This is a genomic window from Parabacteroides sp. 52 (assembly GCF_010500925.1).
Lineage (GTDB): Bacteria > Bacteroidota > Bacteroidia > Bacteroidales > Tannerellaceae > QVMG01.
Map to the genome: position 1 here is coordinate 1 of NZ_QVMG01000010.1, position 13,087 is coordinate 13,087.

Below are 13,087 nucleotides of genomic sequence, written 5' to 3' on the forward strand. Positions count from 1 at the left end.
CTTTAGGGGGTCACTTTGAATTGGCCGAAGGGGGTCACTTTCGATGGAATTTCCAAACGGCTTATTTGTCCGTCGATTGTAATCCGGCACATGATAGGAACACTGCCATCGGATTTTTGCTTGTCTCTTTTCAAAAAGAAAAGAACTTTAAATGTACTTTTCATAAACTCATTTTTTAATGTTACAAAATTAAAGTAAACTATCTGTTAATGAGTTTTATGCAGACTGCCAATTCCCGACAACACACTGCCAATTTTGGACAATTCGTACCCCTTTTTCTTTGATTTCTCGTACCCCCTGTGTCCCTTTTTGGTTTGGGGTATGAAATGGGACACACTAAATGTCTTTTTTTGGCTTTATTTTGGCTTTTTCCTAAGACAACATAAATAAAAAAAGTCCCTCATATTCACTGAATATGAAGGACTTGTCTCTTTTTTGGCGCCTATTGACTTAGGCTTTCCGCGGTATGGACGGGACTCTAATTTATTTTCTATAGTTTTCAATATTTTCTAATAATTACTGAATATCAGTATTATACAAAATTGACTTTCTAATATTTTTTGTCTATTTCGAATAGTTTTTGTAGATTTGCAACACAAATGCAACACAATTAATTTAGCGGTATGGCAAATTTATATTATCCCTACATCAAACCAAATTATGTCTCCAGCGACGGAAAGACTCCTTTGTATGTGCGCTATAATTACAATCGTACAAAGCGTACACTTATATCTACCGGATATAATATCAAGCCCGACCATTGGGATGATAAAAAGCGTTGGATAAAACGTGCTTGTCCTGAATTTGAAGAGATTGATTCTGCTTTGACGAAAATCACATCGAAGCTGGGTGAGATATTAACCTACGCTAAAGACAACGGTATAGACCCTATTGTGGATTTTGTGTTGCTTGAACTGGAAAAGAACCGGGAGTACGAACAACGCTCTAATCGGGTAAACATGTTCGATACATTGGATCTTTACATTGAAGAGAAAAAAGGCAAGGTTTCTGCCGACCAGATAAAAGACTATAAATCCTTAAAAAAGCATCTGACCAATTTCAAGGAACATTCATCACAACCTGTTACGTTCCGAAATCTCAATCTGAAATTCTATAATGAATTTATGGATTATCTTTTCTACAAGGCGGAGAAGCCAGACGGAACAATCGGCTTACTGACGAACTCTGCTGGAAAGGTTATCCGGCTATTGAAGGGATTCGTTAATTACCAAATAGCCAAAGGAACTATTCCGGCAGTTGACCTTACCCATTTCAAAGTCGTTGAAGAAGAAACAGATGCTATTTATTTAAGCGAGGATGAACTCGCTAAGATTTATAAACTCAGCCTTTCGGATGACAAAGAGCTGGAAGAGATTCGGGATGTATTTATCGTAGGATGTTTTACTGGATTGCGATATAGCGACCTATCCACACTTAGCCCGGAACATATTGATGTTGTCAACGAAACTATTAACCTAAAACAACGCAAAGTTCATAAAGCGGTTATTATTCCGATGATTGACTATGTGCCAGAGATTTTGGAAAAATATGATTATGACCTGCCAAAAATACCCAGCTATAAGTTTAACGAACGCCTGAAAGAACTTGGTAAGAAAGCCAAACTAAAACAAAAGGTAGAGATTGTTCGCAAGAAAGGGAATCTTCGTGTCAAAGAAATTCACGAGAAATGGGAAATGATGTCTTCGCATACTTGCCGGAGGTCATTCTGTACCAATATGTATCTCTCCGGTTTTCCAGCCGAGGAACTTATGCGAATATCCGGGCATAAAAGCCCTGCGGCATTTATGCGATATATTAAGGTAGACAATATGCAAGCGGCAAACAGATTGAAAGCATTGAGAAACAGCCTGAATAAGCAATCGTAATCCACATGAATTCATTACCTTTGTCCCATAATTCAAAATTCAATGATAGTAAAACATCAAAGTTTCGACCAATTAATTGATAATGTTTATCAAACACATTGTCAATTACAATTAAACGCCAAGAAAGTAGTTAATCTCAATCTAACTATCCGGAACTGGCTGGTTGGCTGTTATATCGTTGAGTTTGAACAAAATGGGGAAGACCGGGCGCAATATGGGACTCGTCTGCTCGAAGAAATGGCGAAGAAGATAAAAGCAAAAGGAATAAAAGGATTGGATGTCAGATCCTTACGTTCTTGTCGTACATTTTATAATACATATCCTCAAATTCGGGGGTCAATAACCCCCGAATTACAAGAACGCTTGCCAATTCCAATTCGGGGGTCAATGACCGCCGAATTACAAGATGAGTATCCAATTTCTCCCGAAACGCTTCTGTCTCAATTGAGTTTTACCCATTTTATAGAACTGATTAGGTTTGATGACCCTCTTGAACGACTATTCTATGAAGTGGAAACAATAAAAAACAATTGGAATGTTAGAGAATTGGAACGTGCCATCAATACAGCTTTATACGTTCGAACCGGCTTATCTAAAAACAAAGAAGCTATCATTAGTAAATTCAAGAATCAGAAACCGGCTCAAAGTATAGATGTTATTCGCGATCCGTACTTCTTGGAATTTCTTGGATTGGAAGAACGGTCAGAATATAGCGAATCAGAGTTGGAACAAGCTATTTTAGACCATTTACAGAAATTTCTGATAGAACTTGGTACCGGGTTCTGTTTTGAAGCTCGCCAGAAACGAATCACATTCGATAATACCCATTACCGCATCGACTTGGTTTTCTATCATCGCATTCTGAAAAGCCATATTCTGATTGATTTGAAAATTGGCAAATTCGATCATGCCGATGCTGGGCAAATGAATGTCTATCTGAATTATTATAAAGACAATGAAATGTCGGACGGAGATAATCCCCCTATCGGACTTATCCTCTGCGGAAGCAAAGGCGAAGCTTTGGCGAAATATGCAACCTCTGGTATGGATAACCAGCTATTTGTTTCCAAATACTTAGTTCAACTGCCAGACAAGAAAGTCTTGGAGAATTTTATCAAAAAGGAAATTGGAGAGTAAATCGCATTGAAAACGGCAAAACTTATTTCTAAATTTTGCCGTTAAATTAAATACTTTAAGCCCTTATCTACTCGAATAGTGAGAACTATGCGAACGATGGGAGCTGTGGGAACTATGCGAGCTATGTGAACTATGCGAACTGTGAGCTGCGAGTAATTTATACTCAGCAGAAGACTGTTCCAAGACCAACGTCTGTTCTTTCTGTTGTTCGATCTGGGTGTCACTACTAGTTACTTTAGCAACAATTTTCTCACTAACAGAAGAACAATAGCTTGCACCTGCAATAATTGCGGAAACCGCAAAAAACAAGAGTTTCTTCATTGATACCTCCTTTTTTAGTTAAACAATAAATTACCTAACACAATATATCATCTGATATATTTTCCACTTTTTTTATATGTGAACTATGTGCATCTCTATTTGACTCGAAGAAACCAGCACATTGACCTTGCAACACACACCCATCGCATTCTGGTATATATATATCTTTCCAATCTGAAATAGATTGTTGTGCATAACGTCGAATATCTTCAGGAAGGATGCATAACTGAGCATTATAAATATACGGTTTCATACCTCTATCAGCCAATAACAAAACCGCTTCTCGTAATTGTTCATTATAGTCAAATGGGTCTATCCAAAGTTCTTTTATGTTGTCTTTTGCCAATCCGGTTGTTTCCATTTGCATAAAAGCCACTTGAGAAACAAAGGGAAAGTTGTGGTATATAAAATCGGCAAATTGCGGCAGTCGTTTATATGTCTGCTTGTGGACAACAATCCTAAGTCCGATACGTTGACGGAAAAGAGCTAAGTTATAGAGTCCTTGTACCGTTTTATAGAATGTTTTAGCACCTACTATACGATTATGTTCTTGAGCAATATCAGAGAAGAGAGGAATGTCTATCTGTAGATCTCGGTGATGACATTTTGCTAATTTTGCTGCATACTCTTTTTCTGCAAATTTCACTCCATTAGACAAAATGCTAATAGAGGCTTTGGGAAGCCTTTTCTGAATATGCCTAATAAGAACAAATAAATTATCTTCAATTAATGTGGGTTCGCCACCGGTAATGCCAATTTCTTGTGTACTTTTATCAAATAGAGAAACTAAATTTAGATTAAACAAGGTTTTATCTTTTTCTTTTAAAATAGGCGGTTGTGGGCACATAACACAACGGTGATTACAGCGTTCTGTTGCCATTATGGCATTATGATTGGATGAAATTTCATATACAAAAATAATTTCACCTTGTTTGTTTAGAACAACAACATCTCCTTCCTGAAACTGCTCAATACTACTCACGATACAGTATGGCTTTCCCATTCCAGAAAAGGATTCATTCTCCGTAATGGTAGCCGAGTAGCCAAATAAAGGTTTATTAATATCTTTTCTTACTAATATTTCATTGGTTCGGCAAAATATATTACTTTTTCCAAATGTTATTCGTCCAACAATATCATCATTGATATTATATGTTTTACTACAAATCTGCTTCATAAAGTATCAATTTAACCAAGACCAAAATATTCTATTTATCTCGGGGTCGTGTTTTTTTAACAATTCAAACAAATAGTATAGAACAGCTTTTGTTTTTTTACACATCTCATTTGTTGGTCTAAAGCCAATCATATCTCCTTGTTCTGACATGTTACGGACAGGGTCAGCTCCGCAGTAAGGCTGAAATACGCATTCTGAACACCCAGGCAAACATTCAGTACAAGATGAAGCTATAATATGATGAAGTAACTCACCATTAAACATCTCTTGATAACTATTCTCATTTACATTCCCTAATCTAAAATAATAGTTTTTAAAGCGCGCCATCATGCGAGCCTCATCAGATACATAAACACTACCATCATAGTCATAGATCGTTCCGGCAATGCCTACTCCGGCAGGTGATTGCAGATCAACAAAACCAGTAGCAAAAGGAGTTAATATTCGTCTTAAAAGGAGGGCTGCAAATCCTTCTACAAAAAAAACGCCTTGTTTGTTGAGTTCTATAATATAATCAAGTCCTTCTCTGTAATTGGCAATAAAGTCCTCAACTGGATAGGCTATTTTTTCTTTATACTGTTTTGCAAAGCCATAAGGATTGAGAGAACGTAGAAAAATATTATTGAATCCCAATCTGATATATTCATCAATAATCTCTTTGAATTGCCCCAAACTATGCTTAGAGGTAGTCATTAATGCGGAAACACAATTGCTATCACCCCAGACCTGTTGAATCATAGCAAGATTTTTCTCAAAAATTGCATGATGGTCTAAATTTTTATCTTGTAAAGGACGATTTTTATCATGCAATTCCTTATGCCCATCCAAAGAAGTAGAAATCATACATTTATGTTTTTTTAAATACTTCACCATTCTTTCGTCAAGCAATGTAAGATTTGTACAAATAACAAAATCCAGCTCTCTTTTTTTGAAAAGATTTTGCCATTCCGCTTCTTCAATGATGTATTTAACCATTTCAAAATCCGTAGAAGGGTCTCCTCCTTGAAACTCAATTTTTATACATGGAGAAGGTGATTGAAATATTGTTTTTACAATATTTTTTGCTGTTTTCCTAGTCATGTCTGCCGAATGATCATCCATGTTTTTTCGGGCAACTTGACAATATATACAACTCGAGTTACAGCGCAAAGTAGGAACGATCATGTGTAGAGAAGTAAAATCTCTCAAAATGCTTTTCTTTGTGCGGAATTTTGTTGCAAGCATTGGAATTACATCCTCTATCTTGTCTGTTGTCGCAATTTGTTTTGACATAATATCATAAAACAAATCACTATGCTCGTCTATTTCGCCATTTACAAAGTCAAGAAAATCCTTATGCTGCAAAAAGATATATTCACCAACCTCATTTGTCAGAAGATATTCTTCTTTGTTAAATCGCTCAAAACGGAATGGTAGTAATTGATAAGCCATGGTTTATTATTTAGAGGTTACAGGCTTAAAAGCTTCTTCCACTATCATATCTCGAATATGTCCAAACTTTCGTTCTGTATCGTAGCGTATTTGTTGGTCGATAAGTTCGTTTTCAAATTCTTTTGAAAGAAGAACATAATCTGTGATTTGCTCTGGTTTTGCTACAAATGTAACTTGAATGCCCGTTTCTACTTTGTCTTGAGAAACAAAATACTTCCCAATAAACTTATATATTGCAGAAGTAATCACCTCTTGTTTGTAAATATCTAAATTTACGATAACAGTTAAATTTTCAGATGACATATCTTATCATTTTAATTATTTTCTTATTGAGAAAAAGCGTGGACAATGACTACGCTATCTGTTCATGAGGTCTTCGACTACCTTTCCGCCAAATAAACGAGTAAAGCCCACGCCGTTTGACGTGAGCATCATCGCTTTACTCTTGGCGGACTTGAAAGTGTCGAAGTTTCATGAACCAGAATAAAAGCTAGACGCTTTATCCTATTTTATAATCTACGCGCTCTTATCTCACATGCATATTATTATTTCCTTTGTTTACGACTACAAAAATATGAATTTTCTTGATTTTATGAAAGTTATACCTAAATCCTTTTCATTTTGCCTATTTCTCTGGCTTTATTTCCTCGTATTGCTGATACCAATACACCGCTTTCGCTTTCCATTCTCGATATTCATGAATAAAATACCCGGCAAGAAAAGCAGATACCAGCGTTATAACCCACATGGCAACGTACCATTTTAAGCCTTTCGATGGTTGCTTAACTTTCCGAAGCTTGTTCTCCATTTCATTAATGAAGTTCCGGTTTAGCTGCTCGAACTTTGATGTATTAATCGAAATTTGCTTCTCATATAAGATATTTACACTTTCCCTAACTTGGTTTGCCGTTTCATCGTTTGTCCGGGATATTTCTCGAAGCTGGTCGATTTGAGCGGATAAGATGCTATCTGCCGTTTCTCGGGAAATATCTTCTTTCCCTGCAAACTTATTTCTACGTTTGGAGTTCCTATTGTTGTCGTCCATAATATCGTTTTTGGGGTTTTTTCTTTTTATGTTTCAATGTATTATCATCTTCTTCAGGACTATGTACATTTGGAGTAAACAGATCGGCTAATAGTGAAACTATACCGGAAGTTACTCCTGAATAGGATTGTTGATTGCTCTCATCTTGGTTATAGTTCTGTTGAAGTCGTTGCGGACGATTTTCTTCCAGTGAAGAAGAAAAGTTCCCCGCAAGCGATCGGAATCCGAACTCCCGTCCGATCTCCGAAGCTTTGAATGTTTGCCCCTCGTAAGTGAATCGGATTCCATAGGTCTTCCCCTGTTTATTCTTCGCTGGTTCGATGTCGACACCCTCTTTCTTTAATCCATATAAAAAGCCCTCTAAACTGGTATTCTTAAACAATTCATAATAAGCAATTCGCTGGAGCTTCTCTTTCGTCTGTTGCCGTGCGGGGTCTGTATAGGCTTCCTGATGCTCTTTTTGTCTCTGAACATCTTTTGCTATTGTCAAGCCCATTTCACGGCTTATCTCTTCTGCAATTTTTGCCGAACGGTTGCTCACAAAGGTTGTATCGAATACTTTGCCATCAACCCCGATACGGTTTGCAATCAGGTGGATATGCGGTTTCCCGGTGTCTTTATGGGTGCAGGCTATCCATTGATGATTCTGTAATCCCATTTTATTGGCAAACATCCGGGCTATTTTAATCATATCTTCCGGCTTTAGCTTATCTATATCCCGTGGAGATATACCTATCTCATATCGTATATACTTGTTTTTGCATCGGTAGTTGTGTTGGTTAACCATTTCAAACTCCCGGAGAATGTCGGCAGGTAAATCACTCTCAATCATATTTCTGCCAACTATCTTATCAAGTTTACCCTCACGCAAAGCGTAATCAATCGCATTGCCTCCATGGGCTATCGCTTTCCCTTTCCCAATCATACGCCTAAAAGAATCGGTTATACAACTGTCGGGACTGTTTCAGATACTCCGCAATAGCGATTACTAATTGCGGGTCTTTGTTTCTTATAAGATTGGCGAGCCGGGCAATGGCATTATTATGTTCTTTCAGTTCCCGGAAGTATAAAATCTCTTCCGGGCTTAGCTTCGGACTGGCAAGTATCCGGCCAGTCAGACATTGTTGCCGGCAATACTCGGAAAGGGTTACTCCCGACCTTTCAGCCATGCCCTCGATTCTCTCTTTCTCTGATTCCGTACAACGGAACTTTATATAGGTATTTTTCATTTTTTCTCTTTTATTTGGTTCAAAAAACTGTCGAGAGCGAAGCGATTGCAGTTTCCCCGCCAGCGAAAGCGGTTCAGGCGGCAAGCGCAGTTTGTGGTAACAAACTGACGTCTTGCAATGCACTTCGCGCATTAGGTTAGCTTATAAGCTGCGCCCTTTCTTTTTCATTGGAACTTGCCGCTTAATTTGGACGGCGGCTCTATTCTTTTCAGGTTGTTTTTGTAGGTTGGATTTATCTCGCCAGTAATCGTTCAGGTCTTTATGGTTCCGATAGAAAACAGACTGGTCGATTACTTCTTTACATATCGGGCTTAAACTCTGAACAGCCCGCTTTCCAGCTTCATCGTTATCCAAAAAGGCGTGTATTGTTTGATGGGTTTGAAGAAACGGAATCGCTTTAGGAAGATTGGCTATTGAGTTCAATATTGCCGAGTCAATTGTTGGCGAAGCGTTCTGTTTTAATGAAAGATAAGAAAGAAAGTCTATGAAGCCCTCGAATAGCATAACTGCATTGTTACCGTTGTTTATGGTTGTTATATTCTTTGAGGTAGTACTTCCTTTGAAATACCTGTTCCGAAGTTCCCATCCTCCGGCATCGTTCCGAAAGCCGACAGCGAAATAAGGTTTGTCTACAATGGAATAATGAATTTCCGAACAATATTGTTTCGCTATGTCGGTATTTATACTCCGTTCTTTCAGGTAATCAAGCAAAGCAGGGTGAGCAAGCGGTTTTATATCCGTAATGGTTAGTGCCGATTCTCGGCTTTCTAGTTTAGGAGAAATAGACAGAGTGTCATTCCGATGAAAGGAAAAAGAATTTTCCAATTGTCGAAGTGCTTCCGCCAGCGAACAATTTTCCAACTTCATCACAATGTCAACTATTGAACCGCCCTCATTAGTACCGAAGTCGTACCATAAATCTTTGTCGTAATCAACTTTGAAGCTGGGATTGCTGTCATTCCGCAGAGGGGAGAGATACATTCCGTAATATCCCCGGTCTTTTACCGGATAGATTCCTTTATTATCAAGATATTGCTTTATACTTATATAATTTGAATTTTTCATTTTCTTATTTTTTAGCTGTTTTACTTACTACACAAATGAATCTATGTATTAAACTGATAATCAATTGTCTTTGTGTAGTATGATTATATTTTGTAGTAACTACTACTCTGTAGTAAGGTAGTAGGATGAGAGTAAGATGCGGATTTTGCTTCTTACTACGACTTAATCCTTTTTCTTTCACTGGATTATATATGATTGTAGTAAGGTAGTAAGAAGAACAATCCATATCTATATTTCTATAAATCACGGTCGAAGAATGGATTCGGCTTGATTTTCTTTATCCGGTAGCATTGAACCGGATTAGCTCCTTTCGTCAATCGCTTGGAGAGTCGTTCAAATTCAGCTTTACGCAGAGCTTCGCCCATTCGCTTTTCGGACAGTTTTACCAAAGTGTATGCCTGTAAGTAGCTTAATACCTCCGAAGTAGTCATATAACATTCTTCATCGGCTTCCGGCTTCTCGAATCCTTTCAGTAGCATTTCATATTCTACCGTCTGTACGTGGAATTGTTGGCTAAGCCTGTGCAGTTCCGTAATTTCTTCCTCGACAAACCAATAGCGATAGCCATTATCCAAAAGCCACATCACTTCGGAAAATACATTGTCCATATTGATTTGCTCCGCTGTTTTGATGTCGATACTGATAACCTCGAACGGCAAGAACCTACGACTGCCAGTCGGATCAGTCAAGAAGTCGTTGCCGTTAACCGATGCCATGAAGCTGGCTAAATGCGGATATTCTTCAATATACACATCATAAGGACGACGATATTTAACAGCCGGAGTCGTTATCAGATTCTTTAATTCGTTTTCGTCCCGCTTATTCAGGGCTTTTAACTGGTCATCGATATTGATAAACAGGTATTCGGCAATCATCGTCAATACATCTTTATTCTGCGGGTCTATCTTTCCGGTAAACAGATAACTTTTTAGCGACTGCGGACAAAGGTGATCTAGCCATGTTGTCTTGAACCGTCCTTGTTCTCCGGTTAATACCAAACAAGTATGATTCTGACAACCTACATCTTCCAGCGCATTGGCACCAACGCCTATTAACCATTTGGTAAGATATTCGTCCCATTTTTCAGGATTGCCGGTGGTTACGGTCTGCGCTAATTGGAGGATGTATTGATTTATTTCAGGTTGAAGACGAGGCAATTGCCGGAAATAGTCTTTAACCGGATGCACCTTTGGCGAAAAGTCGCTTTCGAGGATAGTTCGAATATTTTCCGCCGATGTAGAAATGCCCAGCTCCGTATCAATCCGTCGTTTGAATGAATTGAGGGCAAACTTGGTAACAGGCTGAAACGGATTATTGTCATTCTTTGTGCGATACTCCGGTTTGGATTTTATCACATTGAAGCGGAAATCGTATTTCTCCTGCAAGTATGTCTCAATTCGCTCATTTTTGGATTGGCGGACGGAAGAATCTGTTTTCTCTTTCATCGGGATCAAGATTCTTCTGTCGTTCTACATCTATTTAGGATAAAGTTTAAAATCTCCTCTTTATCATAGAAAACCAGCTTCTCCCCAAAGCGGTATTCTTTGTAATGACCGAGCCGGGCGTATTTACGGACGGTGGGCGCAGAGGCTTTTAGAAGTTTGGTTGCCTCTTTCATCTTGATTAGATTACTCATTGCCTTATCAACAGGCGATGCTTGTTCTTCGGGAATACTGTTCTCAACAGCTTCCTCATTTTCTGATTTTAGCCAGAATTTTTTAAACGCTTTTCGCATAATTCGCATTTTTGAGATTAATTACTAATGTTTGCCTTGTGGCAAATTCACGGTGCGAATGTAGCTAGTGCAAAAAGCGATGGGGTACCCCAAAGGATACCCCAAAAATCAGATTATCAAGATGTTTTTGAAATTATTCTTCTATAGAATTTCTTAATTCATTGATTTCATTGAGGATTAACGTCTTCTCCTTTTCTAATCCGAGATATTCTAACTGCTCAACAATATATGTATAGTCCTTGATTCGTGCCTTGATTTCTCCTTTGACGAGCAATTCCTTGTTGTTAGTCTTCAAAATTTTATAGGTATTTGTATTGGCAATATCCTTAGTATTAGGTTCGACTTCTAATAAATTGCGGATAAAACGGGCTTTGTCAGAATTGCTTGCATCCACATTACAGACACGAAATAGACTCTCAAATAACAGAATCTTTTGACGAAGTGTTACAGAGAACTTGGATTTGGCATGATTATCAGAAGTAGTTTCTTCGTTTTGTGCCTCTATAACTTGTGCCTGAAACAAGTCATATTCGCTTTTAAGGTTCAAGTAGTCTGAATAACTGAACTTTCCGGAAAAATACCGTTCAACCTTTTCCTTGTGGTTCTCGATGATATTACAGACACGATTGGCAACGGTCAATTCTTCCGAACTAGCCTTTCTCTCAAGGGAACGTTTGTAGACGAATAAAAAATCATCAGCGAAGACGCTGTATAGTTTCTTTCCTTCTCTAACAGATTTATATGCCCGATACGCACGTTTTAGTACCCTATATTGATAATCAAACGGCATATATAATACCGGATGCTTTTTCAGAAAATAGATATATAGCAGAAATAACACAATTTCCGCAAGGATGAAAACGATAAGCCAAATTCCCATATATAATCAACAGACAGAATAGCTGTCCGTTCTGCAAAAATAATTATTTTGTTTATAATTTCAGATAATTTCCTGTATTGCACAATAACGGGAAAGGAATGGGACAAATGTAAATTTGCAACACAAGTGCAATACAGTGAAAAATAAAAGCCTGTTAATCAATTGATTAACAGGCTTAGAGGCGGTATGGACGGGACTCGAACCCGCGACCCCCTGCGTGACAGGCAGGTATTCTAACCAGCTGAACTACCACACCATTTTTGTTCTTGTATTGCTCTTCCGCTGAATTGCGATGCAAAGATAGGCATTATTTGAAAAAAAGCAATAGATAGCGGTAAAAAAATAGTCTTGTTGTAGGAAAACTATTTAGAAAAAAAGGGAGTGGGTAGGCAAAGGGGGGGATGGGTTTTATAAGTTCAAAAATTCAACTTCGCCAGACTCGATGTTGTATATGGCTCCTACAATATTGATTTTGTGATCTTTGTAAAGCTTCGAGAGGAGAGGGTCGGATTCTCGGAGTTGTTTTATGCCGTGCGCAACGTTTGCTTTAATGGCTTTGTCATATAAATCTCCTTCTTTGCATTTGAAGACTTCTGTTTCTTCGTCTTCACTATCCAATTTATCGATGATTGACTGGATATGTCCTAAGTTCTCCTGTGGATGGTGGTGGGCATGGGCCTCGTTTTCTTTTCCGCCCTCTTTACTTTGTTTAGTGTCCAGGAAAGCTTTGATGGCTCCGCAATGCGTGTGTCCGAGCACTACTACAAGTTGGGTGTTTAGATGGTCTACAGCATATTCGATGCTGCCTTCTTCAAAATCCGCCATGACATTCCCCGCGGTACGAATGGAGAATATATCTCCCAGACCCTGGTCGAAAATGATTTCAGGGGTTACTCGTGAGTCGGAGCAACTGATAACCACAGCAAAAGGGTGTTGTCCTTTCGTTAGGTCTTTTAATGTTTCCTGATCTTGATGTTGGTGTTTCATCTGATTGGAACAAAAACGTTTGTTTCCTTCTTTGAGTAAAGTGATAGGGTCGGCAGTCAGATCTTGCGCGAACGAAAAGAAAGAACAAAAACTCAGGGCTAGGATTAGTCCTAACCGTGTAGATAAACAATACTTTTTCATATACCTAAAATTTATTAAAAACCGCGCAAATGTATAGAAATAATCAGTACAAG

15 protein-coding genes and 1 tRNA gene are annotated in these 13,087 nt (G+C 38.2%); 2 read left to right on the forward strand and 14 right to left on the reverse strand.

All coding sequences use genetic code 11. The annotated features are described in order from the left end of the window. Positions 1 to 2: 2 nt before the first annotated feature. Positions 3 to 164 carry an Arm DNA-binding domain-containing protein gene (locus D0T51_RS07220; protein WP_348524294.1) on the reverse strand — a complete coding sequence of 54 codons (162 nt, stop codon included), beginning with the start codon at positions 162 to 164 and terminating at the stop codon, positions 3 to 5. A 459-nt stretch (positions 165 to 623) separates the two neighbouring features. Between D0T51_RS07220 and D0T51_RS07225 the strand changes: the two genes are divergently transcribed. Both D0T51_RS07225 and D0T51_RS07230 read left to right on the forward strand, forming a co-directional pair. Next, complete coding sequence (locus D0T51_RS07225; protein WP_163727259.1) at positions 624 to 1,886, forward strand: site-specific integrase; 1,263 nt, start codon at positions 624 to 626, stop codon at positions 1,884 to 1,886. 42 nt (positions 1,887 to 1,928) lie between these two features. After that, the gene (locus D0T51_RS07230) at positions 1,929 to 3,023 is read left to right on the forward strand and encodes a YhcG family protein (protein WP_163727261.1); all 1,095 of its coding nucleotides are present in this window, start codon (positions 1,929 to 1,931) and stop codon (positions 3,021 to 3,023) included. Positions 3,024 to 3,086: 63 nt separating this feature from the next. Here D0T51_RS07230 and hxsA2 read toward each other — a convergent pair whose 3' ends face one another. The 13 genes from hxsA2 to D0T51_RS07295 all read right to left on the reverse strand — a co-directional run bounded on the left by hxsA2 (position 3,087) and on the right by D0T51_RS07295 (position 13,034). Then, positions 3,087 to 3,344: a His-Xaa-Ser repeat protein HxsA2 gene (gene hxsA2, locus D0T51_RS07235; protein WP_163727264.1), complete on the reverse strand. Its 258-nt coding sequence runs from the start codon at positions 3,342 to 3,344 to the stop codon at positions 3,087 to 3,089. A gap of 34 nt (positions 3,345 to 3,378) precedes the next feature. Beyond that, entirely contained in the window at positions 3,379 to 4,521 is a 1,143-nt protein-coding gene (hxsC, locus tag D0T51_RS07240) for a His-Xaa-Ser system radical SAM maturase HxsC (RefSeq protein WP_163727266.1), read from the reverse strand. A 6-nt stretch (positions 4,522 to 4,527) separates the two neighbouring features. Beyond that, on the reverse strand, positions 4,528 to 5,952 hold the full coding sequence (hxsB, locus tag D0T51_RS07245; RefSeq protein ID WP_163727269.1) for a His-Xaa-Ser system radical SAM maturase HxsB: 1,425 nt from the start codon (positions 5,950 to 5,952) through the stop codon (positions 4,528 to 4,530). 6 nt (positions 5,953 to 5,958) lie between these two features. Then, entirely contained in the window at positions 5,959 to 6,255 is a 297-nt protein-coding gene (hxsD, locus tag D0T51_RS07250) for a His-Xaa-Ser system protein HxsD (protein WP_163727272.1), read from the reverse strand. 322 nt (positions 6,256 to 6,577) lie between these two features. Next, the gene (locus tag D0T51_RS07255) at positions 6,578 to 6,997 is read right to left on the reverse strand and encodes a hypothetical protein (RefSeq protein ID WP_163727275.1); all 420 of its coding nucleotides are present in this window, start codon (positions 6,995 to 6,997) and stop codon (positions 6,578 to 6,580) included. Then, complete coding sequence (locus D0T51_RS07260) at positions 6,981 to 7,922, reverse strand: relaxase/mobilization nuclease domain-containing protein (protein ID WP_163727278.1); 942 nt, start codon at positions 7,920 to 7,922, stop codon at positions 6,981 to 6,983. The genes D0T51_RS07255 and D0T51_RS07260 overlap by 17 nt, the downstream gene beginning before the upstream one ends. Before the next feature lie 4 nt (positions 7,923 to 7,926). Further along, a complete protein-coding gene (locus D0T51_RS07265) occupies positions 7,927 to 8,226 on the reverse strand; it encodes a hypothetical protein (protein WP_163727279.1) in 300 nt (99 codons plus the stop codon). A 141-nt stretch (positions 8,227 to 8,367) separates the two neighbouring features. Beyond that, positions 8,368 to 9,291 (reverse strand): toprim domain-containing protein, encoded by a 924-nt coding sequence (locus D0T51_RS07270; protein ID WP_239056730.1) that lies wholly within the window; start codon positions 9,289 to 9,291, stop codon positions 8,368 to 8,370. Between the two features lie 236 nt (positions 9,292 to 9,527). Beyond that, positions 9,528 to 10,736, reverse strand: coding sequence for a VapE domain-containing protein (locus D0T51_RS07275; RefSeq protein ID WP_163727281.1), 1,209 nt, complete (start codon positions 10,734 to 10,736; stop codon positions 9,528 to 9,530). Positions 10,737 to 10,741: 5 nt separating this feature from the next. Beyond that, positions 10,742 to 11,026: a helix-turn-helix domain-containing protein gene (locus D0T51_RS07280; protein WP_163727285.1), complete on the reverse strand. Its 285-nt coding sequence runs from the start codon at positions 11,024 to 11,026 to the stop codon at positions 10,742 to 10,744. A gap of 133 nt (positions 11,027 to 11,159) precedes the next feature. After that, the gene (locus D0T51_RS07285; RefSeq protein ID WP_163727286.1) at positions 11,160 to 11,906 is read right to left on the reverse strand and encodes a hypothetical protein; all 747 of its coding nucleotides are present in this window, start codon (positions 11,904 to 11,906) and stop codon (positions 11,160 to 11,162) included. A gap of 182 nt (positions 11,907 to 12,088) precedes the next feature. Next, positions 12,089 to 12,162 (reverse strand) — tRNA-Asp (locus D0T51_RS07290). A 152-nt stretch (positions 12,163 to 12,314) separates the two neighbouring features. Next, the gene (locus D0T51_RS07295) at positions 12,315 to 13,034 is read right to left on the reverse strand and encodes a carbonic anhydrase (protein WP_163727289.1); all 720 of its coding nucleotides are present in this window, start codon (positions 13,032 to 13,034) and stop codon (positions 12,315 to 12,317) included. Between the last annotated feature and the right edge of the window lie 53 nt (positions 13,035 to 13,087).

What these genes read in the sequence shown, in the direction of transcription:
- D0T51_RS07220 (WP_348524294.1), bottom strand. Translation starts at nt 164, where the DNA reads ATGAAAAGTACATTTAAAGTTCTTTTCTTTTTGAAAAGAGACAAGCAA.
- D0T51_RS07225 (WP_163727259.1), top strand. Translation starts at nt 624, where the DNA reads ATGGCAAATTTATATTATCCCTACATCAAACCAAATTATGTCTCCAGC.
- D0T51_RS07230 (WP_163727261.1), top strand. Translation starts at nt 1,929, where the DNA reads ATGATAGTAAAACATCAAAGTTTCGACCAATTAATTGATAATGTTTAT.
- hxsA2 (WP_163727264.1), bottom strand. Translation starts at nt 3,344, where the DNA reads ATGAAGAAACTCTTGTTTTTTGCGGTTTCCGCAATTATTGCAGGTGCA.
- hxsC (WP_163727266.1), bottom strand. Translation starts at nt 4,521, where the DNA reads ATGAAGCAGATTTGTAGTAAAACATATAATATCAATGATGATATTGTT.
- hxsB (WP_163727269.1), bottom strand. Translation starts at nt 5,952, where the DNA reads ATGGCTTATCAATTACTACCATTCCGTTTTGAGCGATTTAACAAAGAA.
- hxsD (WP_163727272.1), bottom strand. Translation starts at nt 6,255, where the DNA reads ATGTCATCTGAAAATTTAACTGTTATCGTAAATTTAGATATTTACAAA.
- D0T51_RS07255 (WP_163727275.1), bottom strand. Translation starts at nt 6,997, where the DNA reads ATGGACGACAACAATAGGAACTCCAAACGTAGAAATAAGTTTGCAGGG.
- D0T51_RS07260 (WP_163727278.1), bottom strand. Translation starts at nt 7,922, where the DNA reads ATGATTGGGAAAGGGAAAGCGATAGCCCATGGAGGCAATGCGATTGAT.
- D0T51_RS07265 (WP_163727279.1), bottom strand. Translation starts at nt 8,226, where the DNA reads ATGAAAAATACCTATATAAAGTTCCGTTGTACGGAATCAGAGAAAGAG.
- D0T51_RS07270 (WP_239056730.1), bottom strand. Translation starts at nt 9,291, where the DNA reads ATGAAAAATTCAAATTATATAAGTATAAAGCAATATCTTGATAATAAA.
- D0T51_RS07275 (WP_163727281.1), bottom strand. Translation starts at nt 10,736, where the DNA reads ATGAAAGAGAAAACAGATTCTTCCGTCCGCCAATCCAAAAATGAGCGA.
- D0T51_RS07280 (WP_163727285.1), bottom strand. Translation starts at nt 11,026, where the DNA reads ATGCGAAAAGCGTTTAAAAAATTCTGGCTAAAATCAGAAAATGAGGAA.
- D0T51_RS07285 (WP_163727286.1), bottom strand. Translation starts at nt 11,906, where the DNA reads ATGGGAATTTGGCTTATCGTTTTCATCCTTGCGGAAATTGTGTTATTT.
- D0T51_RS07295 (WP_163727289.1), bottom strand. Translation starts at nt 13,034, where the DNA reads ATGAAAAAGTATTGTTTATCTACACGGTTAGGACTAATCCTAGCCCTG.